Source organism: Microbacterium enclense (assembly GCA_038182865.1).
GTDB classification, from domain to species: Bacteria; Actinomycetota; Actinomycetes; order Actinomycetales; family Microbacteriaceae; genus Microbacterium; species Microbacterium enclense_B.
The window spans coordinates 1,303,063-1,327,190 of record CP116226.1 but is presented as its reverse complement, the minus strand read 5'-3'; the positions used below and the strand labels follow the sequence as shown (position 1 = coordinate 1,327,190).

Genomic DNA, 24,128 nt, shown 5'->3' with positions numbered 1-24,128 from the left:
AGCACGCGATGACGACGGGACTCGTCGACCGTGCCGTCGGACATTTGTCGGCACTCGCCGAGGTGCTGAGAACCGTTGATGAAGATCGATACGCGACGTTCTTCGACGGCGTGATCGGCGACCTTCTTCAGGCCGGCACCCCGGACGAGGTTGGCGAAGCAGCCGCCCGCGTTCGGGCAATCTTCGGAGGCATGAACTCGTTCACCGACCTCGTCGTGATGGATGGCAACGTCCCCGACATTGAGAACAACCGAAAGATCGACGAGCTCCGAGAGGACGTCTATGACTCGCTCACTCGCCTCATCTGACGGACCCGCCGAGGAGCCCGCACCCGGCGTCCCGCCCCACCCGTTCTTCCTGTCGTCCCTGGAGAGCGCCCGCTTCTCGGGCCTCTTCAGGTGCGACCTGGCGAGCAGAGTCGCGCTCTCCACCGGACGACACGGCCTCCGCGTCACGGTCTCACCTGCGGCCCGTGGGCAGGACCTCGGATTCCCCCAGGGCCTGAGCGAGCTCGTTCTCTTCAACCGCTTCGAAGGTGACGACCTCTGGCAGCTCGACGACTACCCCGTCTTCGTTTCCATCTGTATCGCGTCCGACCCGGGGGCCACACTGCGTGAGGTCCCCGAGGTGATCGCTTGGGGCGAGGTCTACCCGTCCGCCGAGGACGCCCGGAGCCACACGATGCGGGGAGGAGGAGTGAGTTCATGACACCCGGCGTCGCAGCAGTCATCCGCTCGCACTTCGAGGGTTCGGCTTATGTGGGTCTCGTCCTGCCCGATGGGTGGTTCGGGCGACCCTACGACAACATGTCGACGCTCGAAGGGGTGATCCTTGACGGCGAGGAATTGTGCATCTCGTTTGATGGCGACATGAGGATTCTCCTCACCGGCGACGTGGACACGTCTCTCGACGGTGCCGCTCTGAAGATCTCCGGGTTCTCGAAGCTGCTCTGGTCGTGGCGGCCCTGCGGTTCATCCGACAGGCGGGAGCAGACCTACACATCGGGGACGCTTCGGATGATCCATTTATGAATGACCGAGTCGGTAGGCTTTCGAACCCTCCTCGCTCCGTCACACCAGCAGGAGGTCCTCTCATGGCATACGACGTCCTCACGGCAGCGCGAGCCCTGCGCGATGAGCTCGACGCCGCCGCGCACCACAACTGGTCCCGTGAGATCGACGACGCGATCGCGGGCGGGTCGACCGGTACGGAGATCCTGATGCGCCTGCGGGGCGTCCTCACGCGGCTCGCGCCCGCCGTGCACCAGGACAGGCCCGCGATCGCCGCGCGCGCACACGCGATCGAGGCCGAGATCACCGGCATCCTGGGCGGGAGTCGCTGATGCCGGCGGACATCACCTTCGACAACTCGCCGGCGTCGCCACCGATCTCCGACCCGGCGCCTACGAGGTTCAGGTCGGCGACGTCTCCGCGCACCTCGTGACGCTCATCCCGAACGGTCTGCCCGCGGTCCAGACGGACGAACCCGCGTCCTAGCTCCAGTCACTTATCCAAGCGGCAAGAAAGCCGCTTCTTATCCGCGCAGCTCGCGGAAACTCCGCGCGAACCTCCCTAGCGTCGTCGCATGGCCCACCCCATGACGCCGCGGACACCGTGCTGAGCGCCGCGACGCGCGCGGTGTTCTTCGTGTCGGACAGCACGGGGATCACCGCCGAGACCCTCGGCAGCGCCCTGCTCGCGAACTTCCCGGGCGCGCACTTCGACCGGCACACGATCCCCTTCGTCGGGACCGTCACGCCGGTGTCGCGAGTGACCGCGGCGCTGCAGAGCGCGACGACGCCGGACGCAGCACCGATCGTCTTCGCGACGGTGAAGGATGCCGGCATCCGGGCTCAGATCGCCGGTTCCGCGGCGGTGGTCATCGACCTGCTCGCCGGTCACCTCACCGAGCTCGAGGAAGCGCTCGACACCCCCGCGGAGCAGCGCTCCGGCCAGTACCACGGGCTCGGCGATCTCGAGAGGTACTTCGCCCGCATGCGCGCGGTCGAGTTCGCGATCGAGCACGACGACGGCCAGAGCGGCCGTGCGCTCGACACCGCCGACGTCATCATCGTCGCGCCGTCCCGGTGCGGGAAGACCCCGACGACGATGTACCTCGCCCTTCACTACGGCCTGCTCGTGGCGAACTACCCCCTCACCGACGACGACTTCCCCGCCGACGGGCTGCCGCGCATCGTCGCGCCCCATGCCGAGCGCTGCTTCGGTCTGACGACCACGGCCCTCCGGCTCAGCCAGGTGCGCCACGAACGGCGCCCGCAGTCGACGTACGCCAGCCTCGCCCAGTGCACCCTCGAGATCCGTCGGGCCGAAGACCTCTACCGCCGCAACCGCATTCCGTTCCTCAGCTCCGCGACCCGGAGCGTCGAGGAGATGTCCGCCGTGATCCTGCAGTCGATGAAGCTGCGCGATCGCCCCCACGAAAGGCCCACCCTGTGACCAACATCCTGCATTTCCACGAGATCGGCATGACGGACCTCGCCCAGGTCGGCGGAAAGAACGCCTCCCTCGGCGAGATGGTGTCGCACCTGGCATCCGCTGATGTCCGCGTCCCGCCCGGTTTCGCCACCACCTCCGAGGCGTTCGGGCGCTTCCTCGCCGAGGCGGGACTCGACGAGCGCATCCGCGCGGCGGTCGAGGGCATCGACGTCGACGACGTCGCGGCCCTCAGCCAGCTCGGCGCCCTGGTGCGCGTGTGGATCGAGGAGCAGCCCTTCCCCGCCGACCTCGAGGCCGACATCCGCACCGCCTACGCGGAGCTCGTGGCGAACGAGCAGGATCCGGATGCCGTGACCTGGGCCGTCCGCTCCAGCGCCACCGCCGAAGACCTCCCGGATGCCTCGTTCGCGGGCCAGCAGGAGACGTTCCTGAACATCGGTGGGATCGAGAACATCCTCCAGGCGATCCGGCGCGTGTTCGCGTCGCTCTACAACGACCGCGCGATCGCGTACCGCGCGCACCACGGCTTCGACCACCACGAGGTCGCCCTCTCGGCCGGGGTTCAGCGCATGGTGCGCTCCGACGTCGGCGCCTCGGGCGTCATGTTCACCCTCGATACCGAGTCGGGCTTCGAGGACGCCGTGTTCGTGACCAGCTCCTACGGTCTCGGCGAGGCGGTGGTACAGGGAGCCGTGAACCCCGACGAGTTCTACGTCTACAAGCCCTCCCTGCGCGCGGGTCGCCCCGCGATCCTCAAGCGCTCCGTGGGCGAGAAGGCCATCGCGATGCGCTACACCGACGGCATCCACGTCGACGGCAGCACCGCGTTCGTGGAAGTGGATGCCGCCGACCGGGCCCGCTTCTCGCTCACCGACGCGGAGGTCGAGGAGCTCGGCCGCATCGCCCTCGTCATCGAGGAGCACTACGGCCGGCCGATGGACATCGAGTGGGGCAAGGACGGCGTCGACGGGAAGCTCTACGTGCTGCAGGCGCGGCCCGAGACGGTCGTGTCGCGGCAGTCGGCGAATGTGCTGCGCCGATTCGTGCTCGCCGAACGCGGCCCCGTGCTGCTCGAGGGACGCGCGATCGGTCAGCGGATCGGCGCGGGCCGCGTGCGCGTGCTCACCTCGATCGACCAGATGGCCGACTTCGCGCACGGCGACGTGCTCGTGGCCGACATGACCGACCCCGACTGGGAGCCGATCATGAAGCGCGCCTCGGCGATCGTCACCGACCGCGGCGGCCGCACGTGCCACGCCGCGATCATCGCCCGCGAGCTCGGCATCCCCGCCGTCGTCGGGACCGGGGTCGCCACACACGCCCTCACCGACGGGCAAGAAGTCACCGTCTCGTGCGCCGAAGGCGACGACGGCCTCGTGTACGGCGGCATCCTGCCCTTCGTCGAAGAGCAGACCGAGCTGGACCGGATGCCGGAGCCCCCGGCCAAGATCATGATGAACGTGGGCACCCCCGACCAGGCCTTCGCCTTCTCGCGGCTGCCGAACGCGGGCGTCGGGCTTGCGCGGCTGGAGTTCATCATCAACCGGCAGATCGGCATCCATCCGCGCGCCCTGCTCGACCTCGACACGCTCGACGGGGAGCTCGCCGACGACATCCGCTGCCGCATCGCCGCCTACCCGTCGCCCGAGGAGTACTTCATCCAGCGCGTGGCGGAGGGCGTGTCGATGATCGCCGCGGCCTTCGCCCCGGAGCCGGTGATCGTGCGCCTGTCGGACTTCAAGTCGAACGAGTACGCCAACCTCATCGGCGGGCCGCTCTACGAACCGCACGAGGAGAACCCGATGCTCGGCTACCGCGGGGCGGCCCGGTACGTCTCGCCCGAGTTCCGCGCCTGCTTCGACATGGAGTGCGAGGCGCTGCGGCGCGTGCGCGACGACATGGGCCTGACGAACGTGCAGATCATGGTGCCGTTCGTGCGGACCGTGGGCGAAGCCGCGGCGGTCCTCGACCTCCTGGCGACCAATGGCTTGCGGCGAGGCGAGAACGGGCTGCGCGTCGTGATGATGTGCGAGCTCCCCGCGAACGCGATCCTCGCCGAACAGTTCCTCGAGCACTTCGACGGCTTCTCGATCGGCTCGAACGACATGACCCAGCTGACCCTCGGACTCGATCGCGACTCGGCGCTCATGGCATCCGCGTTCGACGAGCGCGACCCGGCCGTGCGGCACCTGCTCGGCATGGCCATCGACGCGTGTCGACGTCAGGGCAAGTACGTCGGAATCTGCGGGCAGGGGCCGTCGGACCACCCCGACTTCGCCGAGTGGCTCGTGGCGCGCGGCATCCACTCGCTGTCGTTGAACCCCGACACGGTGGTCGAGACGTGGCTCGCCCTGGCCGCGAACGAGCGGCCCGCGGGACGAGTGCTGACCGAGGCGCAGTTGGGGATCCGACCCCGCGAGTAGCGCGGCTGCTACCCGTTCCGTGTCCCAGACACGCCGTCTCTCCGGTACCGGTCACGGCGTGTCTGGGACGCTCGACGCTGCACGACCGAGGGCGAGGGACGGGATCAGACCCGCGGCGGATGCGGATACCTCCCCGGATGGATGACCCCGTGGTACCGCGGGGCTGGGATGGAACCATGACTTCCTCCCCTGTCCTCACCGCCACCGGGCTCGTCAAGCGCTACGGCGAGTTGTCGGCCCTCGACCACGTGTCCCTGACCATCCGCGGCGGCGAGTCCGTCGCCGTCATGGGGGCGTCGGGGTCGGGCAAGACCACCCTGCTGCACACGCTCGCCGCCGTGATCTCGCCCGACTCGGGCTCCGTCGTGTTGTCGCCCCCGGGCGCCGAGCCCATCGAACTCGTCGGCCTCAGCGAGAGCGAGAGGGCGCGGGTACGCCGCACACTCCTCGGCTTCGTCTTCCAGGAGCACCTGCTGCTGCCCGAGCTGACCGCCGTCGAGAACGCCGCGCTCCCGCTGCTGCTCACCGGGAAGAGGCGCCCGGATGCCGAGCGCCACGCCGCGCAGTGGCTCGCTGCCCTCGGGCTCGCGGGCATGGAGAACCGCCGCATCGGTCAGCTGTCCGGCGGACAGGCCCAGCGCGTCGCGATCGCCCGCGCACAGGTGACCGGGGCACCCGTCGTATTCGCCGACGAGCCCACCGGCGCTCTGGACTCGGCCACCTCCGCCGATGTCCTCAACGCGCTCCTCCAGGCGACCACCGGGCAGGGCCGGACCCTCGTCATGGTCACGCACGACGCGGAGGTCGCCCGGAGGTGCTCCCGCATCGTGCGTCTGCGCGACGGCCACATCATCGGCGACACCGCGGCCGCGTCCACCATCACCCCGGGGGTCACGCGATGAGCACCGTTCTCCCCCTGGCCCGGCTGCTCTCGCGGCCGAGTCGGCAAGGTCGCGCCGCGATCGTGCTCCCCGCCGTCGCCTTCGCCGTGACCACGGCTCTGCTGCTCGTGGTCGCCGGCGGAGCACACATGTTCCTCGTGGACCCACGTGCCCAGAGCGAAGACGGGTTCTACGGCATCCTGGCTTCCCTCGCCCTGCTGCTGCTCGCCGTGCCCCTCGTGACGCTGGGAGCCGCCGCCGCCCGGCTGTCGAGCCGCCGCCGCAACGACCGACTCGCGACCCTCCGCCTTCTCGGCGCGAGCGGCCGCGAGATCTGGTCGCTCACCGTGCTCGAGGCGACGCTGGTCGCCGCCGTCGGAGCCGTCGCCGGCGTGGCCCTGTACGTCGCCCTGCTGCCGCTGGTCGGTCTGCTGCCGTTCTTCGGCGGTCCGGTGGGAATGGCCTCGGTCGCGATCGAGCCCCTGCTCGGAGCGGGCGTCGCGGCCGGCGTGGTCGCGATCGCCGCGGCGAGCGCGGCCGCGAGCCTGCGGAAGGTGACCGTGACACCGCTCGGGGTGCGCACGCGCCGTGACGCCCCGCCGTCGCGTCGGCTCGCTTTGATCGTCGGGGTCATCGTGCTGGCCGGGGTGGCTCTGGTGGTGGCGAACTTCAGCCTCGTCGGCGAGCTCTTGGGCCCGGCGATCGCTCTGGCCGTGCTGCTCGGCGTTTTCGCGGGCGGCATGGCGCTGCTGAACCTCGTGGGAGCGCCGATCGTCGCCGCACGTGGGCGGGCCATGGCCCGGCGGGCGAACAGCGCGGCGCACCTCGTCGCCGGCAGAGAACTCGCCGCCCACGCCGGAGCCTCGTGGCGACGCGTGTCGGGCATGGCGATCGTGTCGTTCATCGCGGTGGTCGCCGGATGCGGTCTCGCCCTCGCCGACATGGCCGAAGGCACCGAGGGAACGCTCATGGCCGACATCCGCACGGGCGTGCTCCTCACTCTCGGCATCGCCTTCGTGTTGCTCGCCTGTGCGGTGGGGGTGACGCAGGCGGCGTCTGTGCTCGAGGAGCGCGATCTGATCGTGGGCCTCGACCGTCTCGGCATCCCGGATGCCGAACTCCGCCGTGCACGCCGTCTCACCGTCATGGTGCCCCTGCGGTGGGCCGCGATCGGCGGCGCCGCGCTGGGTGGGGTGCTGTCGTTCCCGATCGTCGGGATGAGCCTGCTCGTCGCCCCGCTGTCGGTCGCCACGATCGCGCTGACGTTCGTCGCCGGCTTCGCGCTGGTGGCGGCGGCCCTGGCCTCGACGCGCCCGATCGTGACCGGGATCCGCCGCGGCACGGTGTGACGCGGGCGGGCGGTGCCGGGATTCGGGGGCGGCACCGCCCGCGGAGCGTTGGGTGTCCAGGACACCCGGATGGATGGGGGCACTCGTCCGGGTGTCTTGGACACTCAACGCTCTCCGCGGTGAGGATCGCGGGGCGGAACCGGCGCGGGTGTTAGCGTGCGGGGGTGAAGACGGATGCCACGACCCCGCGCCGAATCCGCGTCTCGGCGGCGGTCATCACCGACGCCGACGGGCGCCTCCTGCTCGTGCGGAAGGCCGGGACGACCGCGTTCATGCAGCCCGGCGGCAAGCCGGAAGCCGGGGAGACGCCCGCCGAGACCCTCGCCCGCGAGCTCGCCGAGGAGATCCACCTCGACGTCGACCCTGCCGCCCTCGAACCGCTGGGCGAATTCGCCGCCGTCGCCGCCAACGAGCCCGGCTTCGAGGTTGTCGCCGACGTGTTCCGCGTCGACATCGGCTCCCAGCAGCCGACCCCGGATGCCGAGATCGCGGAGCTGCGCTGGGTCACCGCCTCGACGGCATCCGGAATCGAGATCGCCCCGCTGGCGCGGGAGTACTTCCTGCCGGAGTGACGGGGCCGCGGAGGGGCGTACCGTCACGCGGAGTCGGAGGCTGACACGCCGCTGACCGCGCCCGCTCCGCGGCGTGTCGCCGACAACACCCGCAGGACGGTACGCGCGTCAGGCCCCGTCCGGCCCCACCAACGCGCGCAGCGCCATCGCGGCGAGGATCTCGGCGGTTCGACCGGCCGGGACGACCGCACTGTGCGGGGTCGAGTTCAGCAAACCGAACGTGCCGAGCAGACGTGCCTGGCGCTCGTCGGCGTCGAGCTCGGGGCGGACCGCCGCGAGCACGGCATCCCATTCCTGCACGTACTGCCGCTGGAGGCTGCGCACGCGGTGATTCGCCTCGGCAGGGAGCTGTGCCAGTTCGCGGTCTTGGATGCGGATCGTGTCGGGGTCGGCCGTGGCGAAGTCGAGGTGGAATCGCACCAGCCGCGCCAGCACGTCCGTCGGCTCCCCGGCCTCGGCGACGAGGGCGCGGCCCCCCTCGAGCAGGCGCTGACTCGCGTCGACCAGCACTTCGGCGAGCAGCGCCTCTTTACTGGGGAAGTAGTTGTACAGCGCGGGGCCGCTCATCCCGACCGCCTCACCGAGCTCCACCGTCGACACGGCCGCGAAACCGCGCTCGGCGAACAGCGCCGCGGCCGAGCGCATCAGCGACGCACGGCGGTTGGCCTTCTGCGTCGCCCGCCAGGTCGGCGGGGTGTCGGCGCTCGCGCTCACCGCAGCATCTCCCGCGCCTGACGCAGCACGGGCTCGTCGATCATGCGCCCGCGGAAGCGGAAGACGCCGGGCTGCCCCTCCGCCTCGGCGAGCACGGCGCGCGCCCACTCGCGCTCCTCGTCGGAGCTCGCGAAGGCCGCGCGGATCGTGGCCACCTGCGTCGGGTGGATGCACGCCGTGGCGGTGAACCCGGAGGCGGCGGCATCCTCGCACTCGGCGCGGAGGCCGTCGAGGTCGGCGATGTCGAGGTGCACCGCGTCGATCGCGGCTTTGCCGTGAGCGCGCGCGGCGAGCAGAACGGTGGCGCGGGCGGTGCGGGCGACATCGCGGTAACGGCCGTCGGCGAGGCGGCTCGAGCGTCCGTTCATGCTCGCGATGAGGTCTTCCGCGCCCCACATCAGCCCGGCGGTGTCGGGGTGAGCGGCGATCTCGGCGGCGCGCACGACGCCGAGAGCCGTCTCACACAGTGCCAGCACGCGGAGCCCCGGAGTGGCGTCGACGTCGGCGGCCGACTCGGCCTTGGCGAGCATCACGGTGGTGTACCCGCTCGCGCGAACGGCGGCGAGATCGAGGGCGTGCTCGGCCGTCCCGGCGGGGTTCAGGCGCACGATCACGCGCGCGGGGTCGAGCGTGCTCGCGACGAGCGCCTCGCGCGCCCGAGCCTTGTCGGCGGGAGCGACGGCGTCCTCGAGGTCGAGGATCACCGTGTCGGCCGCCGCGGCCGCCTTCGCATAGCGGTCAGGACGATCGGCGGGGCAGAACAGCAGGGCGGGGCCGTGCATCAGGACTCCTGTTCGGGGGCGGGGGCCGGGCCCGGCGCGGGGGCCGGGCCGGGCGCCGCGGCGGGCGCGGGGGCCGGGCCACCGGCCGGGCCGGGCTCCGCGGCGGGGGTCATGAGCATGAGCGTCGAGCGACGCGCCTCGGCGACCACCACCCCATTCTGGTTGCGCATCGTGTGGGCGAAGTCCACGATCCCCTGGCCTGGACGGGATGCCGAGGCGCGCTTTCCCACGACGAGCGTTTCGGCGTACAGCGTGTCGCCGACGCGCACCGGCGCGGGGAAACGCACGTCGCTGAAACCGAGGTTCGCGACGATCGTCCCCTGGGTCAACTGAGAAACCGAGAGACCGACCATCGTCGACAGCGTGAACATGCTGTTGACCAGCCGCTCACCGAACTCGGTCGACGCCGACCACGCGGCATCCAGGTGCAGGGACTGCGTGTTCATCGTCAGGGTCGTGAACAGCACGTTGTCGGCCTCGGTCACCGTCCGGCCGGGACTGTGCACGTAGACCGCGCCCTCCTGCAGCTCATCGACGTACAGCCCTCTCTGGATGATCCGGATGCCGCTCACTCGGCGCTCCCTTCCTCGGCGCTGCCCTGCGTGCCTCCCGCCCGCCGCGCGCTCGGCGCCGCGTCGGCGACCGGGGCGCCGGGCGACACCACCGCGAGCGCCTGTCCGCGCGAGACCACGTCTCCGACCCGCGCCTGCAGAGAGACCGTTCCCGCGACACTCGAACGCACCACGTGCTCCATCTTCATCGCCTCCACCGCCATCACGGCATCCCCGACCTCGACCGTCGCCCCCTCGGCGACGTGGACGGCCACCACGGTGCCCGGCATGGGCGAGACGAGCTGCGGGTCGGCGTCCGCGGCGGCGTCGGCGCGGTGCTCGGCGGCGATGGTGTCGACGCGGAGCATCGCGCCCTCTCGCGCGATCCACACCCCGCCGGGGTCGACCTCCGCGGAGAACGTGCGCGTGCGACCGGCGAGGGTCACCGAGACGACACCGTCGCCGTGGCGCTCGAGGCGCGCCGCACGCGCGGCCTCGGGGGCAATTCCCTCCCGATCGCGCTCGACCTGCGCACGCTCGGCGAGCGCGAGCGTCTCCCCCGCGCCCGTCACCTCGAGGGCGCGCTGTTCGCCTCCGACCGCGAGCCGGTAGCGCCGCGGTGCCGACACCCCCAGCCGCCACCCGTCGCGGCGGTGCCACGCGTTGCGCGCGGCCGCGGCCCTGGCAGCGCCCGCCGGCGCGGTCGCGGCCGCGCCCGAGGCGCCGGCCTCGCCCACCGGCGCGACCGGGCCCGTGGCATCCAGGAGGAGAGCCGCCTCGGCGAACACGCGCTCGTCGACCGCAGCCGCCGTGAGCCCCTCGAGCTCGCGCGCGATCAGCCCCGTGTCGAGGTCTCCCGCGACGACGTCGGGAAGCTCGACGAGCGCTCGCAGAAACTCGACGTTCGTCGCGAAGCCGAACACCGCGGTGTCGCCGAGGGCGGCGACCAACCGCCGCCGAGCCTGCTCGCGGTCACTCCCCCACGCGATGATCTTCGCGAGCATCGGGTCATAGTCGACCGAGACGTCGAGACCGTCTTCGAGCTCGGTGTCGACGCGGATCCCGTCCCCGCCCGGGTGTCGCACGCGCGTGACGTGACCGCCGGTCGGCAGGAACCCGGATGCCGGATCCTCGGCGTACACGCGCGCCTCGAACGCGTGCCCGGTGAGGGTGACGGCATCCTGATCGAAGCCGAGCGGCTCGCCCGCGGCGATGCGCAGCTGCTGCTCCACGAGGTCGAGGCCGGTGACCTCTTCGGTGACCGGGTGCTCGACCTGAAGACGCGTGTTCATCTCCATGAAGAAGAACTCATCCGGGGCGTCGGCCGAAACGATGAACTCCACCGTCCCGGCGCCCCGGTAGTCGACGCTGCGGGCGGTCTCGCACGCAGCCTGACCGATGCGCGCGCGGGTCTCGGCGTCGAGCAGCGGCGAGGGCGCCTCTTCGATGACCTTCTGGTGGCGTCGTTGGAGCGAGCACTCGCGCTCGCCCAGGTGGACGACTCCGCCGTGCGCATCGGCGAGCACCTGCACCTCGATGTGGCGGGGGCTGCGCACGTACCGCTCGAGGAACAGGGTGTCGTCACCGAAGCTCGAGGCCGCTTCGCGCCGGGCTGCGGCGATCGCTTCGGGGAGCACGTCCGAGGCCTCGACGACGTGCATGCCCTTGCCGCCACCGCCCGCCGACGGCTTGATGAGGAGCGGGTAGCCCACCTCATCACCCGCGGCGATCAGCTCGTCGTCTGTCATCCCCGCGCGCGCGACGCCGGGAACGGTGGGAACCCCGCGCTCCTCGACGGCGTGCTTGGCGGTGATCTTGTCGCCCATGACGCGGATCGCCTCGGCACCGGGGCCGATGAACACGATCCCGGCCTCCTCGCAGGCGCGAGCGAAGGCGGCGTTCTCGGCGAGGAATCCGTACCCGGGGTGGATCGCCTCGGCCCCCGTCTCGCGCGCCGCTCGGATCACGGCGTCGACGTCGAGGTAGCTGCGCGCCGCCGGCGCCGGGCCCAGGCGCACCGCGACGTCGGCGAGGTGGACGTGCCGGGAGCCGGCATCCGCATCGCTGTAGACGGCGACCGAGCGGATACCGAGGGAGCGCAGGGTGCGGATGATGCGACAGGCGATCTCGCCGCGGTTGGCGATCAGAACGGTGGTGAACATGCGGCTCACATCCGAAAGACGCCGTAACCCGGCGCGTCGAGGGGCGAACGGGAGACGACGTCGAGGGCGAGGGCGAGGACGTCGCGGGTCTGCGCGGGTTCGATGATGCCGTCGTCCCAGAGGCGGGCGGTGGAGTAGTACGGGCTCCCCTGCTGCTCGTACTGCGCGCGAATCGGCGCCTCGAAGGCGGCCTGGTCGTCGGTCGACCACTCGCCGCCACCCGCCTCGATCTGGTCGCGGCGGACGGTGGACAGGACGGATGCCGCCTGCGGCCCGCCCATGACCGAGACGCGCGCGCCGGGCCAGAGCCAGAGGAACCGGGGCGAGTAGGCGCGTCCGCACATCGAGTACGTGCCGGCGCCGAACGAGCCGCCGACGACGACGGTGAGCTTGGGCACCGAGGCGCACGCGACGGCGTTGACCATCTTGGCGCCGTGTTTGGCGATGCCGCCCGACTCGTACTCGCGGCCGACCATGAAGCCGGTGATGTTCTGCAGGAACACCAGCGGGATGCCGCGCTGATCGCACAGCTCGATGAAGTGGGCCCCCTTGAGGGCCGACTCGCCGAAGAGGACGCCGTTGTTCGCGACGATGCCGACGCGATGCCCCTCGATGCGGGCGAAGGCGGTGACGAGGGTCTCGCCGTACTCGCGCTTGAACTCGTGGATGCTGCCGGCGTCGACGATCCGCGTGACGATCTCGCGCGCGTCGTACGGGGTGGTGAGCTCGACCGGGACGATGTCTTCGAGCTCCCGCGGGTCCCTCTCGGGATCGGCAGCGGGCTCTGGCATCCGCTGCTCGTCCGGAGCAAGCGTCTCGACGATGTCGCGGACGATGCGCAACGCGTGCTCGTCGTTCTCGGCGAGATGATCGGCGACCCCCGACACCCGCGTGTGAACGGCTCCACCGCCGAGATCTTCGGCGGTGACCACCTCGCCGGTGGCGGCTTTCACCAGCGGCGGTCCGCCGAGGAAGATCGTGCCCTGGTTCCGCACGATCACCGTCTCGTCGCTCATCGCGGGGACGTAGGCGCCGCCCGCCGTCGACGAGCCGAGCACCGCGGCGATCTGCGGGATCCCATCGCGAGACATGCGCGCCTGGTTGTAGAAGATGCGGCCGAAGTGGTCGCGATCGGGGAACACCTCGTCCTGCATCGGCAGGAAGGCACCGCCCGAGTCGACGAGATAGACGCACGGCAAGCGGTTCTCGGCGGCGATCTCCTGCGCGCGGAGGTGCTTCTTCACCGTGATCGGGAAGTAGGTGCCGCCCTTCACGGTCGCGTCGTTGGCGACCACCATCACGTGCCGCCCGTGCACGAGCCCGATCCCCGCAACCACACCGCCGGCGGGGCAGTCCCCGCCGTACAGGTCGTAGGCGGCGAGCGGCGCGACCTCGAGGAACGGGCTGCCGACGTCGAGCAGCGCATCGATACGGTCGCGGGCGAGCATCTTGCCGCGGGCGACGTGGCGTTCGCGCGCGGCATCCGATCCGCCCTTCGCGATCGCCTCGCGTCTCTCGCGCAGCTCGGCGACGAGATCGCGGTAGGCCTGCGTCATGACAACTCCTCGTTGAGTTACCGGTCGGTAAGGGAATCAGGTTACTGCTCAGTAATCGAGTTGTCCACGGTGCGAGTGGCGCGTGGTGGGCGCGCGGGTGGTACGCACGCGAGCGGCGGGGTCAGCGGTCGACACCGCGAGACGTCTCACTGCGCTTGAGTGTCCACAACACCCGGACGCCTCAGAAAAACGTCCGGGTGTTGTGGACACTCAGCGCGCGGAAGGCCCGCCCGACTCGCCTCCTAGACTCGACGCCATGCGCAGCGACTGGATCGCGCACCGACGCCCTGACGGCGAGGTGCTCGGGTGGATGGAGCCCCAAGGCGACGGCTTCGTCGTCATCGACCTCCTCGGTCGGCGCGTGACGGAGGCGGTCGACTGGCTGACCGCGGAGGAGACGCTCGACGCGCGCGGGATCGGCTACCTCGCCGACATGTACGAGCTGCGCCTCGACGACGGTTCGTGGCTGCGCGTGCGCATCGCCGAGGTCTCGACCTCCGGCATCCGGGTCAAGAAAGACGATTGGGGCGCCATCGGCGCACCGCAGCTGTTCTATGACGTGGCTTTCCCGGTGGACGAAGAGGTGCTGCGGCCACTTCGCTGAGCGCTCACCCGCACGTGGGTGCTCTTCCGGCCGTGAGTGTCCAAGAAACCCGGACGCCTCAGAAAAACGTCCGGGTGTTCTGGACACTCAACGGGTTGCCGGGGCGGGTGGGGAGCGAGCTCACCAGGAGCTCTTGCGGTAGTCCTTCAAAAAGATGCCGAAAAGGTCTTCGCCGGCCTCTCCGCGCACGATCGGGTCGTAGACGCGGGCCGCGCCGTCGACGAGGTCGAGCGGGGCGTGGAAGCCCTCCTCGGCCAGGCGCACCTTGGTGAAGTGCGGGCGCTCGTCGGTGATCCAGCCGGTGTCGACCGCGGTCATCAGGATGCCGTCGGTCTCGAACATCTCGCGGGCACTCGTGCGCGTGAGCATGTTCAGCGCGGCCTTGGCCATGTTCGTGTGCGGGTGGCCGGGTCCCTTGTAGCCGCGACCGAACACGCCCTCCATCGCCGAGACGTTCACGACGTACTTCCGGCGCGCAGGAGACGCGGCCATCGCCGGCCGCAACCGGCTGACGAGCAGGAACGGCGCGGTCATGTTCGCGAGCTGCACCTCGAGCATCTCGAGCGGCTCGACCTGCTCGACCGACTGCGTCCAGCTGTTGATGCGGTCCTCGTCGGGGATGAGCCCGCCCGCATCGATCGCGGTGCCCGTCATCAGCCGCTCGAGCGACGAGGAACCCGCGGCCATCGCCTCGGCCGTGAGTTCCTCGGCGGTGCGGGCCGCCGACGCGAGGATCGGGTGCGACGACACCGACTGCGCGAGCGCGAGCGGGTGTGCATCGTTCGTGTGCCCGAACGTGACCAGCTCGGGCAGCGGGCCGTCGGGAAGCGGCGCGAGTTCGGCATCCACCAGGGGTTTGTACGCACCCGGCGAGCGCCGCACGGTCTGCGCGGCGTTGTTGATGAGAATGTCGAGCGGGCCATCGGATGCCACCGACTCGGCGAGTCCGATCACCTGGGCGGGGTCGCGCAGGTCGATGCCCACGACCTTGAGGCGGTGCAGCCAGTCCGCGCTGTCGGGCAGCGACGAGAACCGACGGACAGCGTCGCGCGGGAAGCGCGTGGTGATGGTGGTGTGCGCACCGTCGCGCAGGAGGCGCAGGGCGATGTACATTCCGATCTTCGCGCGACCGCCGGTGAGCAGCGCGCGCTTGCCGGTGAGGTCGGTGCGCGCGTCGCGCTTCGCATGGCTCATCGCCGCGCAGTCCGGGCACAGCTGGTGATAGAACGCGTCGACGAGCGTGTAGTCCTGCTTGCAGATGTAGCAGGCGCGGGCCTTGATCAGCTCGCCTGCGAACGGCGTGGTCGTGCGGGTCGCGAGCGGGATGCCGCGCGTCTCGTCGTCGATGCGGTCGGCCGCCCCCGTCGCGGTGGCGGCGACGACGGCACGGTCGGCATCGGCGATGCGCTGGCGCTTCTCGCGACGCGACTGCCGCTTGACGTCTTTGTAAAGCTTGCCGGTCTGGCGGCGCAGCGCGATGTACGCGGGGTCTTCACGGTCGAGCGAGGAGGCCGCGTCGATCACACGCAGCGCGATCTCGAGCTCGGTCGGATCGATGGATGCCACGGGCTCGACGCCCGGCGCGGCACCGGCGTCCGTGGCATCCGCGTCCACATCGGTCACCGGCGCAGCCGCGGCATCGGGCGCGGTGGCATCCGGCGCGACGTCGCGATCGGGGGTGGAGGGTGTTTCGGGCACAGGGAAGTGTACCGAGGGCTCGCTGGACGCGGGATGGGTCACGTGCGGAGGATGCCGTCGGCCGCCTCGATGACCCGCCCGTGCAGAACCAGGCGCTCGCGTTCTTTTTGCATCGATCTCTCGACGAATGTCACGAGCACTGGACAAGAATCGGGCCGACGTGGTCCCCCCGCGGCTGAGAAGGCTCGGACGCCTGCTCGTCGGCGGGGCGCGCAAACGGTTCTGCGGACGGCGCTCCGTTGCTCCCTTGACCGGTTGTCGCTACGGCTTGCCGCCGTCGACCCACCGCGTGTGCGCCTTGAGAGCACTCAGCACGGCCAGGCGCACGACGACGTAGGCGACCGCCCCGATGACGGCGATCGCGAGGACCCACGTGAGCAGGATGAACAGGTGGACACCGCCGACAGCCGAGAACATCCGGCGAGCCTAGCTGCGAGCCGTGGCGCCCATCAAGGGCGCGGGTCGCACCGCGGCGCGTGACCGGTCGTACCGCAGGAGCCACCGCTGTGCCGGAATCTCGACGGCCTTGTGGATCACCCACGCCAGGGTGAGGGCGATGCCGAACGCCGCGAACGCGAGCAGCACAGCCTGGCGCCACGGCAACTGCGGGTGCCCATCGGGCCATGCCGATGACACCGCCGCGATCACGAGGAGGTGCACGAGGTAGAACGCGAACGACACGCGTCCCAGCTCCTGCCAGAGCGGCCGCGCGAGGAAGGTGGAGTTCGCGCGGGCGTCGGCGTTCGCGAGAGACGCGACGAGCAGGGCGTAGAAGCCGACGGTCGCCGCCAGTCCCGGGTGAATGTCGGTGCCGGGCAGGGTCGGCGCCTCCGACAGCGCGTATCCCGCCGCGGCCAGGGGGACCGTCCAGCGCAGCTTCATCGGCATCCACGAGCCGCTCTTCATGAGCAACGCGAGGGTGACGCCCAGCACGAACTCGGGCATCCGCAGCAACGGCGTCGATGCCGCCGATAGCGGCACGGGAGACATCGACGCGATCTGCGGCGCGAAGGCGGCGAGGGTGAGGGATGCCACGACCACCACGGCGAGCGCCCGATTCGACGCGCGGGCGAGCGGACGGATGAGGAACGGGAAGGTGAGGTAGAAGAACGCCTCGCACACGAGCGACCAGCTCGCGGGGTTGCCCGCCTGCCACCAGTCGGGAACCCACCCGTTGACGAGGAAGACGTTGGCCACGAGCGGCGCGGTGCCGTCGGTCCTGATCTCGGGCACGAGGGTCGCGGCAGCGACGAGGGCGAGTCCGACACCCACGAGGTGCAGGGGGTAGATCCGCGCGACGCGGTGCCACCAGAACGACCGGGCGCTCTGCTGCGGCTTGTACCCCCACGCGAGCACGAAGCCGGAGAGGATGAAGAACAGCGTCACCCCGGTCTTGCCGGCCTCGAAGAGGGTGCCCCAGATGACACCCGCGGTTCCGCCGAAGTACTCGACCGCCATGAGGTGGTGACCGAAGATGAGCAGCGCCGTCGCCCAGCGCAGTCCGGTCAGGGAGGGGAGGTTGCGAACCTTGTCGAGCGGCCCGGGAGCCGCGGCGACGGGAGGGGAGACGGGGACCGTCATGGTGCTGATGGTGATCGCCTCCCGTGTCGTTTCCGAGCGCGAACGCACCACCCGGTGACGACACCGCCGTTGGAGTCGACCTGAGCACGTGAAGTCGCGCAGACCGGGTGAGACGGTACACCTCCCGGGTGAAGAGATCCCTGAGAGGCGTGGGGCTTGACGGGCACCGCTCTATGAGGGCCACGTCGTTTGACGGTTACCGAGTAACCCCGTAGGGTCGCAGTTACTCAGTAACCCCGGAGGTTTCGATGTCGGTGAAGTTCGCCCTGCTGGCCCTGCTCTCGCGCCAGCCCTCGACGACGTATCAGCTGCGAAAGGACTTCGACGACACCACGAGCAACTCATGGCCCCTGAACATCGGCCAGGTCTCGTCCACCCTCCAGCGTCTTCAGCGAGACGGCCTCGTCGTCCGCGATGAACAGGACGACGACGACGTCCAGCGCCCCTGGCACCTGACAGATGAGGGCATGCGAGAACTTCAGGCGTGGTGGGCCGACCCCGTCTCGCCGGCCCAGCGCGGTCGTGACGAGCTCGTCATCAAGTTCGCCCTCGCGGTGGCCCTCGGCGACCTCGACGTGCAAGACCTCGTACAGAAGCAGCGCGCCGCCACCCATCGCACGCTCCACGACCTCACCCGCTTGCGCCGCGGGCTCGACGCCGACGACATCGCCGGCCGCCTCGTCCTCGACAACCACATCTTCCTCACCGAGGCCGAGCTGCGCTGGCTCGACGACGTCGAAGAGACCGCCGCGCGTCGCCGGATCCCGGATGCCACTCCCCGCGCGTCCCGCACCGCCCCGGTCGCACCTCGCGAGCGGAGCGCGCGATGACCGCCGTCCTCGAGCTGCGCGGCGCCACACGCGTGCACGGCGAGGGAGTCCGCGAAGTCACCGCCCTGCACCACGCCGATCTGGTCGTCCGCCCGCGGGAGTTCGTCGCCGTCATGGGGCCGTCCGGCTCGGGCAAGTCGACGCTGCTCCACCTCGCCGGAGGCCTCGACCGACCGACGTCGGGTCAGGTGCTCCTCGAAGGCACCGACATCGGCGGCCTCGACGCGACCAAGCTCGCGCTTCTTCGCCGTCGGAGCGTCGGCTACGTGTTCCAGGATTTCAACCTCCTCCCCTCCCTCACCGCCGCCGAGAACGTCGCGTTCCCCCTCGAGCTCGACGGCCACTCCGCACGCCGCGCGCGCCGGGCCGCGCTCGAGGTCCTCGCCGATACGGGGCTGACCGATGTGGCGGACCGCCGCCCCGATGAGCTCTCGGGCGGACAGGCCCAACGCGTGGCGATCGCCCGTGCCCTCGTCGGAGCGCGCCGACTCGTGCTCGCCGACGAACCGACCGGTGCACTCGACTCGGCCACGGGCACCGCCGTTCTGGAGGTGCTGCGCGACCGCGCCGATCGAGGGGCGGCCGTGCTCATGGTCACGCACGAACCGCGATTCGCCGCGTGGGCCGACCGGACGATCTTCCTGCGCGACGGACGCATCGTCGACCAGACGGGACCCAGCGATCCCGACGCGCTGCTCGCCGAGGCATCCGGAGTCGTGTGATGCGCGGCATCCCCTCGTGGCGACCCACCCTGCGGCTCGCCCTCCGCGACACCCGCGCGCACGCGCTTCGCACCGTGCTGTCATGCCTGCTGATCGCTCTGCCGATCGCCGCGCTCGTGGCGTGGGCAGCCGTCCAGCAGGCTCCGACGCCGTCGCGCGACCAGGCTCTCGCGAGCATCCCGTCGGACGCACAAGCCGTTCTCACCGCGACCACGCTCACGCGCGAGGCGCCGCCGTTCCCCCAGCTCCCCGAAGGAGCACCCGGCCCCTGGAACGGCGACCTCGAGACAGAACCCCCGACGGCCGACGAGCTCGCGCGGGCACTCCCGACGAGCGACCACCTCATTCCGTTCTGGCGTTCGCTCGAACTCATCGCGACGACGGGGCTGAACCTCGCCCCCGGCGTCGAGAGCGCCGCCGGGGCCGACGTGGCGGCGGCCGACATCGACGTCTCGACGCTGTCGACCGGGCGCCTGATCGAAGCGGATGCCGAGGGGCTCGGCATCCTGATCCCGGCGCTCGACGAGGGGCGGATGCCGATCGATGACACCGAAGCGGTCGTCTCACGGGCGTTCGCCGAGCGTCTGGGCCTCAGCGTCGGCGACGACGTGTCTCTCGTGGCCCCGCCGTGGTCGGGGTGGTACGGGAGCACCGGGGAGGGCCGCCTCGGCGAGGTCGTCCAGAACGTGCAGCGCGGGTATCGCGTGAGCGGCATCGCGCCCGGCGCCGAGCAGACGGCATGGGCTCCCGAGGGATGGATGTCGCGCCTGGTCGCAGCCGACCCCGTCGGAATCGATGGGCGCTGGCTCGTCGTGGGCGATGCGCCGGTCACCTGGGCCAACGCGCAAGCGCTCAACGCCCTGCAGACGTTCGCCGTCTCGCGCGACGTGCTCGAGAACTACCCGCCGGCGAGTGCGCTCTACCCCGTCGAGACGGATGCCAAGGCGCTCATCGAGCGCGCGGCGGTGACGATCCTCGTGGCGTTCGTCGGAGCGCTGCTCGTCCTGGGCCTGGTGACCCCCGCGTTCGCGGTGGCAGCGGACGAGTCCCGCCGGATGCTCGGCCTCGCGGCCGTCGCCGGGGCCACCCCGCGGGATCTGCGGCGCACGATCCTCCTGCAGGGCGGTCTCGTCGGTGCCGGTGGCGGCATCGTGGGCGTCGGGCTCGGAATCGCGGGCGGCGCGCTGCTCGTCGCAGCGGCCTACCCCGGCGCGGACATGTGGACGCGGTTCCCGGTGTGGGCGCCGCTCGCGGGCGTCGCCATCGCCGTCGTGATCGGACTCGTCGCCACCCTGGGTCCCGCCCGCCGGGCGTCCCGCCTCCAACCGGTCGACGCGGTCAGGGACCGACTCGCCGCGCCCACAGCGCCCGGCCGTGCACGCATCATCACGCGAGCGGTTCTTCCCGTGGTCCTCGCGGTACTCGCCGTCATCGCCGGGTGGGGCGCCTTCGCGCGGGCCGGAGCATTCCGAGATGCCCTCGCTCAGCTTCCCGCCGAGTACCGTGCCCCCGGCCAGACCGACCCCTCGGCGGCCCTGCTGGTCGCCGCGACCGTCGTCGTGGGGGCGAGCGCGCTCGTCCTCGGCATCCGGGCCCTTCTCTCCGTCGCCGGCCGCGCCGCGGGGCGCGCACCCCTCGCGCTGCGGATGGCCGTGCGCGACGGTCTCGATCACCCGACGCGTGTGGTCCCCGCGGCCGCGGGCGTGCTGGTCGCGGTTCTCGCGGCATCCGCGCTGCTCGTCGTGACGGGGTCGGGAACGCAGAACAACCGCGACTCCACGGGGCAGATGGTCGGCGCCGGCCATCTCGTCCTGGGCACCTTCGTGTCGGTCTCGCCCGCGTTCGATCGCCTCGTGTTCGCCGACGCCGCCCGCGCCCTCGCGGAGGATATCCCCGTCACCGGCACCCTTCCCATCGAGACCACCGCGCTCGACGGCTCGCGGCACCTCGAAGCGCTCCCCGCGCCCGAGAAGACCTGCCCGGCCGGCCTCGCCCCGGACGCGCCCGCGATGCTCGACCCCGACGAGACCGTGACCTGCCGCGACGCGGTCGACGGCTACTCGCCGAGCATGAGCGTCGCGTGGATGGGCGGCACGAACACCTACGTCCTGTCGGCGGACGCCGTACGCGCCTCGGGGATCGCCGGGGCAGACGCCGCCGCCGATGTGCTGGAGGCAGGCGGGGCGATCGTCAACGACGCGACGAGACTCAGCGGCGACGGGGAGGTGCGGCTCGCGGTCGGGGCCGACATGTTCCCCGGGGAAGAGGGCGCGTCATCGATCACGCCCGTTCCCGGCGCCTTCCTGCGCGGGTTCGCTCCGCCGCTCACGGTCTCGCCTGAGACGGCCCGCGCTCTCGGGCTCACCGAGTTCGACTTCGTGGGCGAGTACGTGCTGACCTCGCGACCGCTCACCGCGGGCGAGCTGGACCGCGCTCGCGAGATCGTCACCACCCACACGTCGCTCGTCACCATGGCGACCCCGCAGAATGTGGACCCGTGGGGCGATGCCGCCGGCCTCGCACCGATCCTGGCCTTGGCCGCCCTCGCGGTCGTGGCGACCACGGTGTCTCTGCTGCTCGCGCGCACCCAGGCCCGACGCGACGCGACGACGATGTACGCCGTCGGCGCGACCCCGCGGTTCCTGCGTCGGGTCGCCCTCGCACAGGGGTCGCTGATCCTCCTCTTGGGGGTACCGCTCGGGCTCGGCGCGGGACTCGCGATGGGCTCGTACGTGGTGGCGTGGTCGCGGTTCGCCGGGAGTCCCGGCTCGTGGCTGCAGACGATCCCGCTGTGGGACCTGCAGGGCCTGCTCGCGGTCGTTGTGGTCGCCGCGTCGCTCGTCGGAGTGCTGCTCGTGGCGCGTCCGCCGCGACGCGCGGTCCGCCGGGTGGAGTGAGCGGGACTTTCCTAGAGTGGATGCCATGCGGCGAACGACGAAGACCCTCGCACTCACCGTGAGCGCCCTGGCGCTCCTCACCGCGTGCACCTCGGCGGCCGATCCGGCACCGCAGGGCACGGAGACCGTGGCGGCCCCGGCGTCGCCGACCCCGACCGGGGGCACCGTGGTCGCCTCGCCCCGCGAGTGCGACGACGTCGACCTCATCGCCGACGCCACGGTCACCGGCGACGACCTGGCGGCCTGCGTGATCGCCTTCTCGCGCGCCGAGGGCAGCGGCCACCTTCACCTGCAGTCCGCCGATCTGACCGGCGAGGCGGACTTCGTCTACGGCGACGCCCCGGCGACCTCGGGCTCGGTCACGGGTCCCGAGGGGACGAACGACTTCGTCCTCACACCCACGGAGGCATGGGTCACGTTCGACGGTGCGTGGGTGAAGGCCGACGCGTCGAGCGACGACTATCGCGCGGTCATCGCCTCGACCATCGGACAGTCGTACCGCGCCTTCGCCGACCCCTCGGCCGCGGCATCCCTTCTCTCCTCCTCCCCGTCGTGGACGGTCCAGACCGGCCAAGACACGGTGGCCCTCCCCGACGGCACCGACGTGCGGGCGTGGCGCCTGCAGGCCGATGCCCCGTTCTCGGCCGGCGGCGTCGAGATCACCGAGATGATCGTGTGGCTCGGCGAAGGGCACCGCGTCGTGGGCACGCAGGCCACCGGTACCTTCGGCGGCGTGCAGGCCACGTCGCTGCAGCAGTTCACCGCCTGGGGCGAACCGGTCGACATCGAGGTTCCGAAGGGCTGATCCGCCACGATCGCGCGGGCCTGCCGCCACGTCATCGTCGATTCACTCGCCGCGCACCGGCGAGTAAGGTCGGGCCAGGGAGGCGTCATGGCCGAGTTCAGCAGGGGTTTTGGAGCGCGTCGACGCGAAGCGAATCCGCACCTTCCCCCGGGGCAGTACCTGACCGAGGACTTCCCGGTTCTCTCCGCGGGTCCGACCCCGCGCATCCGGACCGAGGACTGGCAGTTCGCCATCCGCACCGAGACGGGCGCGACGACGACGTGGACGTGGGACGAGATCCACGCCCTGCCGATCGAGGACGTGCACACCGACATCCACTGCGTGACCCGGTGGTCGAAGTTCGGCACATCGTGGCGCGGCGTCTCGGTCGACACGCTGCTGGCCGACGTCGACAGCGCGGCCCCCTCGGTGATGGCGCACTCGTACGGCGGCTACACGACGAACGTGCCCGTGAAAGACCTCATGGGCGGCAAGGCGTGGGTCGTCTTCGAGTTCGACGGGAAGCCGCTCGCGCCCGAACACGGGGGACCTGCGCGACTTCTCGTCCCGCACCTCTACTTCTGGAAGAGCGCCAAATGGGTGCGCGGACTCGTCCTGCAGGCGCGCGACGAACCCGGCTTCTGGGAGCAGAACGGGTACAACATGCACGGCGATCCGTGGCGCGAAGAGCGGTACTGGTGACGGCGACGCCCTGGCTGCCGGCGCACGTCGAGTCGGTCGCGCCGCTCACCTCGCACGCCCGCTCGCTCGTGCTCGATGTGCCGGGCTGGACCGGGAGCCTGCCCGGGCAGCACCTCGACATCCGCCTCACGGCCGAGGACGGTTACCAGGCGGAACGGTCCTACTCGATCGCGAACTTCGGTCCCGGCGAGCGCGTCGAGCTCGCCGTCGACGAGGTCGAAGACGGCGAGGTCTCGCCCTACCTCGTCGAGGAGGTACGCCCCGGCGACTTCCTCGAAGTGAAGGGTCCGCTGGGCCAGTACTTCGTCTGGCGCGAGAGCGATCCCTCCCCCGTGCAGCTCATCGCCGGCGGCTCGGGCATCGTGCCGCTGCTCTCGATCGCCCGGGCGCGCGCGGCCGCAGGCACCGCCCAGCCCTTCCGGTTGCTGTACTCGGTACGTTCGGCACCGGATGCCATGTACGCCGATGAGATCCTGCGGCTCGGGGCCGCCGGCATCCGCACCGACTGGATCCATACGCGCCTCGCTCCCGCCGGATCGGTGCGCACCGCGGGCCGCGTCACGCAGACCGACCTCGAAGCCCTGACGATCCCGCCCGAGGATCGTCCGCTCATCTTCATCTGCGGGCCGACGGCTTTCGTCGAGGCCACCGCCGACGCGGTCGTCGCCGCCGGCCACCCGCCCCTGCGGGTGCGGACGGAGCGTTTCGGCGGGGCGTGACACTGGGCGGGGTCGCCGGCGCGAGCGGAGGACGTTCCGGGAGGACCGGGGCCGCGGCATCCCTCCTCCCCTCTTCCCCGGCCCTCCCTCGGTCACGACGAAACCGCGCGCCCGCACTCAGGTCCCTGAGCCTGTCGAAGGGGCC

At 71.1% G+C, this 24,128-nt stretch carries 24 protein-coding genes; 16 read left to right on the top strand and 8 right to left on the bottom strand.

Annotated features, from left to right (window positions below; translation table 11 throughout):
* The first annotated feature begins 8 nt into the window (after positions 1–8).
* The 9 genes from PIR02_06250 to PIR02_06210 all read left to right on the top strand — a co-directional run bounded on the left by PIR02_06250 (position 9) and on the right by PIR02_06210 (position 7,681).
* Complete coding sequence (locus PIR02_06250; GenBank protein ID WZH38265.1) at positions 9–308, top strand: hypothetical protein; 300 nt, start codon at positions 9–11, stop codon at positions 306–308.
* Positions 283–708 carry a hypothetical protein gene (locus PIR02_06245; GenBank protein WZH38264.1) on the top strand — a complete coding sequence of 142 codons (426 nt, stop codon included), beginning with the start codon at positions 283–285 and terminating at the stop codon, positions 706–708. The genes PIR02_06250 and PIR02_06245 overlap by 26 nt, the downstream gene beginning before the upstream one ends.
* Positions 705–1,031: a hypothetical protein gene (locus PIR02_06240; GenBank protein WZH38263.1), complete on the top strand. Its 327-nt coding sequence runs from the start codon at positions 705–707 to the stop codon at positions 1,029–1,031. The genes PIR02_06245 and PIR02_06240 overlap by 4 nt, the downstream gene beginning before the upstream one ends.
* 62 nt (positions 1,032–1,093) lie before the next feature.
* On the top strand, positions 1,094–1,342 hold the full coding sequence (locus PIR02_06235) for a hypothetical protein (GenBank protein WZH38262.1): 249 nt from the start codon (positions 1,094–1,096) through the stop codon (positions 1,340–1,342).
* Between the two features lie 274 nt (positions 1,343–1,616).
* Positions 1,617–2,456 carry a pyruvate, phosphate dikinase/phosphoenolpyruvate synthase regulator gene (ppsR, locus tag PIR02_06230; GenBank protein WZH39086.1) on the top strand — a complete coding sequence of 280 codons (840 nt, stop codon included), beginning with the start codon at positions 1,617–1,619 and terminating at the stop codon, positions 2,454–2,456.
* Entirely contained in the window at positions 2,453–4,879 is a 2,427-nt protein-coding gene (ppsA, locus tag PIR02_06225; GenBank protein ID WZH38261.1) for a phosphoenolpyruvate synthase, read from the top strand. Before ppsR ends, ppsA begins: the two co-directional genes overlap by 4 nt.
* Positions 4,880–5,055: 176 nt before the next feature.
* Positions 5,056–5,781 (top strand): ABC transporter ATP-binding protein, encoded by a 726-nt coding sequence (locus PIR02_06220; GenBank protein ID WZH38260.1) that lies wholly within the window; start codon positions 5,056–5,058, stop codon positions 5,779–5,781.
* Complete coding sequence (locus tag PIR02_06215) at positions 5,778–7,109, top strand: permease (GenBank protein ID WZH38259.1); 1,332 nt, start codon at positions 5,778–5,780, stop codon at positions 7,107–7,109. The genes PIR02_06220 and PIR02_06215 overlap by 4 nt, the downstream gene beginning before the upstream one ends.
* Positions 7,110–7,273: 164 nt before the next feature.
* Positions 7,274–7,681 (top strand): NUDIX domain-containing protein, encoded by a 408-nt coding sequence (locus tag PIR02_06210; GenBank protein WZH38258.1) that lies wholly within the window; start codon positions 7,274–7,276, stop codon positions 7,679–7,681.
* 108 nt (positions 7,682–7,789) lie between these two features.
* On the opposite strand, the gene PIR02_06205 is transcribed toward PIR02_06210, so the two are convergent.
* The 5 genes from PIR02_06205 to PIR02_06185 are packed head-to-tail and all read right to left on the bottom strand — an operon-like array spanning position 7,790 to position 13,446.
* Positions 7,790–8,395 (bottom strand): TetR/AcrR family transcriptional regulator, encoded by a 606-nt coding sequence (locus tag PIR02_06205; protein WZH38257.1) that lies wholly within the window; start codon positions 8,393–8,395, stop codon positions 7,790–7,792.
* Positions 8,392–9,177 (bottom strand): CoA ester lyase, encoded by a 786-nt coding sequence (locus PIR02_06200; protein ID WZH38256.1) that lies wholly within the window; start codon positions 9,175–9,177, stop codon positions 8,392–8,394. The genes PIR02_06205 and PIR02_06200 overlap by 4 nt, the downstream gene beginning before the upstream one ends.
* Positions 9,177–9,749, bottom strand: a complete 573-nt coding sequence (locus PIR02_06195; GenBank protein ID WZH38255.1) for a MaoC family dehydratase — start codon at positions 9,747–9,749, stop codon at positions 9,177–9,179. The genes PIR02_06200 and PIR02_06195 overlap by 1 nt, the downstream gene beginning before the upstream one ends.
* Positions 9,746–11,890: a biotin carboxylase N-terminal domain-containing protein gene (locus PIR02_06190; GenBank protein ID WZH38254.1), complete on the bottom strand. Its 2,145-nt coding sequence runs from the start codon at positions 11,888–11,890 to the stop codon at positions 9,746–9,748. The genes PIR02_06195 and PIR02_06190 overlap by 4 nt, the downstream gene beginning before the upstream one ends.
* A gap of 5 nt (positions 11,891–11,895) precedes the next feature.
* Positions 11,896–13,446 carry a carboxyl transferase domain-containing protein gene (locus tag PIR02_06185; protein ID WZH38253.1) on the bottom strand — a complete coding sequence of 517 codons (1,551 nt, stop codon included), beginning with the start codon at positions 13,444–13,446 and terminating at the stop codon, positions 11,896–11,898.
* Between the two features lie 256 nt (positions 13,447–13,702).
* Between PIR02_06185 and PIR02_06180 the strand changes: the two genes are divergently transcribed.
* Entirely contained in the window at positions 13,703–14,050 is a 348-nt protein-coding gene (locus tag PIR02_06180) for a hypothetical protein (GenBank protein ID WZH38252.1), read from the top strand.
* Between the two features lie 120 nt (positions 14,051–14,170).
* Here the strand turns inward: PIR02_06180 and PIR02_06175 are convergent, their stop codons facing one another.
* The 3 genes from PIR02_06175 to PIR02_06165 all read right to left on the bottom strand — a co-directional run bounded on the left by PIR02_06175 (position 14,171) and on the right by PIR02_06165 (position 17,329).
* A complete protein-coding gene (locus tag PIR02_06175; GenBank protein ID WZH39085.1) occupies positions 14,171–15,664 on the bottom strand; it encodes an SDR family NAD(P)-dependent oxidoreductase in 1,494 nt (497 codons plus the stop codon).
* Between the two features lie 345 nt (positions 15,665–16,009).
* Positions 16,010–16,165, bottom strand: a complete 156-nt coding sequence (locus tag PIR02_06170) for a hypothetical protein (protein ID WZH38251.1) — start codon at positions 16,163–16,165, stop codon at positions 16,010–16,012.
* Positions 16,166–16,174: 9 nt separating this feature from the next.
* Complete coding sequence (locus PIR02_06165; protein ID WZH38250.1) at positions 16,175–17,329, bottom strand: acyltransferase; 1,155 nt, start codon at positions 17,327–17,329, stop codon at positions 16,175–16,177.
* A gap of 248 nt (positions 17,330–17,577) precedes the next feature.
* Here PIR02_06165 and PIR02_06160 point away from each other — a divergent pair, with 248 nt between their 5' ends.
* The 6 genes from PIR02_06160 (at position 17,578) to PIR02_06135 (ending at position 23,983) form a co-directional block, all read left to right on the top strand.
* Positions 17,578–18,159, top strand: coding sequence for a PadR family transcriptional regulator (locus PIR02_06160; GenBank protein ID WZH38249.1), 582 nt, complete (start codon positions 17,578–17,580; stop codon positions 18,157–18,159).
* Entirely contained in the window at positions 18,156–18,881 is a 726-nt protein-coding gene (locus PIR02_06155) for an ABC transporter ATP-binding protein (GenBank protein ID WZH38248.1), read from the top strand. The genes PIR02_06160 and PIR02_06155 overlap by 4 nt, the downstream gene beginning before the upstream one ends.
* The gene (locus PIR02_06150; GenBank protein ID WZH38247.1) at positions 18,881–21,778 is read left to right on the top strand and encodes a hypothetical protein; all 2,898 of its coding nucleotides are present in this window, start codon (positions 18,881–18,883) and stop codon (positions 21,776–21,778) included. The genes PIR02_06155 and PIR02_06150 overlap by 1 nt, the downstream gene beginning before the upstream one ends.
* Positions 21,779–21,803: 25 nt before the next feature.
* A complete protein-coding gene (locus PIR02_06145; protein WZH38246.1) occupies positions 21,804–22,583 on the top strand; it encodes a hypothetical protein in 780 nt (259 codons plus the stop codon).
* A gap of 87 nt (positions 22,584–22,670) precedes the next feature.
* Positions 22,671–23,264, top strand: a complete 594-nt coding sequence (locus tag PIR02_06140) for a molybdopterin-dependent oxidoreductase (protein WZH38245.1) — start codon at positions 22,671–22,673, stop codon at positions 23,262–23,264.
* Positions 23,261–23,983 (top strand): FAD-binding oxidoreductase, encoded by a 723-nt coding sequence (locus tag PIR02_06135; GenBank protein WZH38244.1) that lies wholly within the window; start codon positions 23,261–23,263, stop codon positions 23,981–23,983. The genes PIR02_06140 and PIR02_06135 overlap by 4 nt, the downstream gene beginning before the upstream one ends.
* Positions 23,984–24,128: the final 145 nt, after the last annotated feature.

Bases quoted from the DNA above. Each gene is read 5' to 3' on its own strand.
- PIR02_06250 (WZH38265.1), top strand. From the start codon at position 9: ATGACGACGGGACTCGTCGACCGTGCCGTCGGACATTTGTCGGCACTC.
- PIR02_06245 (WZH38264.1), top strand. From the start codon at position 283: ATGACTCGCTCACTCGCCTCATCTGACGGACCCGCCGAGGAGCCCGCA.
- PIR02_06240 (WZH38263.1), top strand. From the start codon at position 705: ATGACACCCGGCGTCGCAGCAGTCATCCGCTCGCACTTCGAGGGTTCG.
- PIR02_06235 (WZH38262.1), top strand. From the start codon at position 1,094: ATGGCATACGACGTCCTCACGGCAGCGCGAGCCCTGCGCGATGAGCTC.
- PIR02_06220 (WZH38260.1), top strand. From the start codon at position 5,056: ATGACTTCCTCCCCTGTCCTCACCGCCACCGGGCTCGTCAAGCGCTAC.
- PIR02_06215 (WZH38259.1), top strand. From the start codon at position 5,778: ATGAGCACCGTTCTCCCCCTGGCCCGGCTGCTCTCGCGGCCGAGTCGG.
- PIR02_06200 (WZH38256.1), bottom strand. From the start codon at position 9,177: ATGCACGGCCCCGCCCTGCTGTTCTGCCCCGCCGATCGTCCTGACCGC.
- PIR02_06190 (WZH38254.1), bottom strand. From the start codon at position 11,890: ATGTTCACCACCGTTCTGATCGCCAACCGCGGCGAGATCGCCTGTCGC.
- PIR02_06185 (WZH38253.1), bottom strand. From the start codon at position 13,446: ATGACGCAGGCCTACCGCGATCTCGTCGCCGAGCTGCGCGAGAGACGC.
- PIR02_06180 (WZH38252.1), top strand. From the start codon at position 13,703: ATGCGCAGCGACTGGATCGCGCACCGACGCCCTGACGGCGAGGTGCTC.
- PIR02_06170 (WZH38251.1), bottom strand. From the start codon at position 16,165: ATGTTCTCGGCTGTCGGCGGTGTCCACCTGTTCATCCTGCTCACGTGG.
- PIR02_06165 (WZH38250.1), bottom strand. From the start codon at position 17,329: ATGACGGTCCCCGTCTCCCCTCCCGTCGCCGCGGCTCCCGGGCCGCTC.
- PIR02_06160 (WZH38249.1), top strand. From the start codon at position 17,578: ATGTCGGTGAAGTTCGCCCTGCTGGCCCTGCTCTCGCGCCAGCCCTCG.
- PIR02_06155 (WZH38248.1), top strand. From the start codon at position 18,156: ATGACCGCCGTCCTCGAGCTGCGCGGCGCCACACGCGTGCACGGCGAG.
- PIR02_06150 (WZH38247.1), top strand. From the start codon at position 18,881: ATGCGCGGCATCCCCTCGTGGCGACCCACCCTGCGGCTCGCCCTCCGC.
- PIR02_06145 (WZH38246.1), top strand. From the start codon at position 21,804: ATGCGGCGAACGACGAAGACCCTCGCACTCACCGTGAGCGCCCTGGCG.
- PIR02_06140 (WZH38245.1), top strand. From the start codon at position 22,671: ATGGCCGAGTTCAGCAGGGGTTTTGGAGCGCGTCGACGCGAAGCGAAT.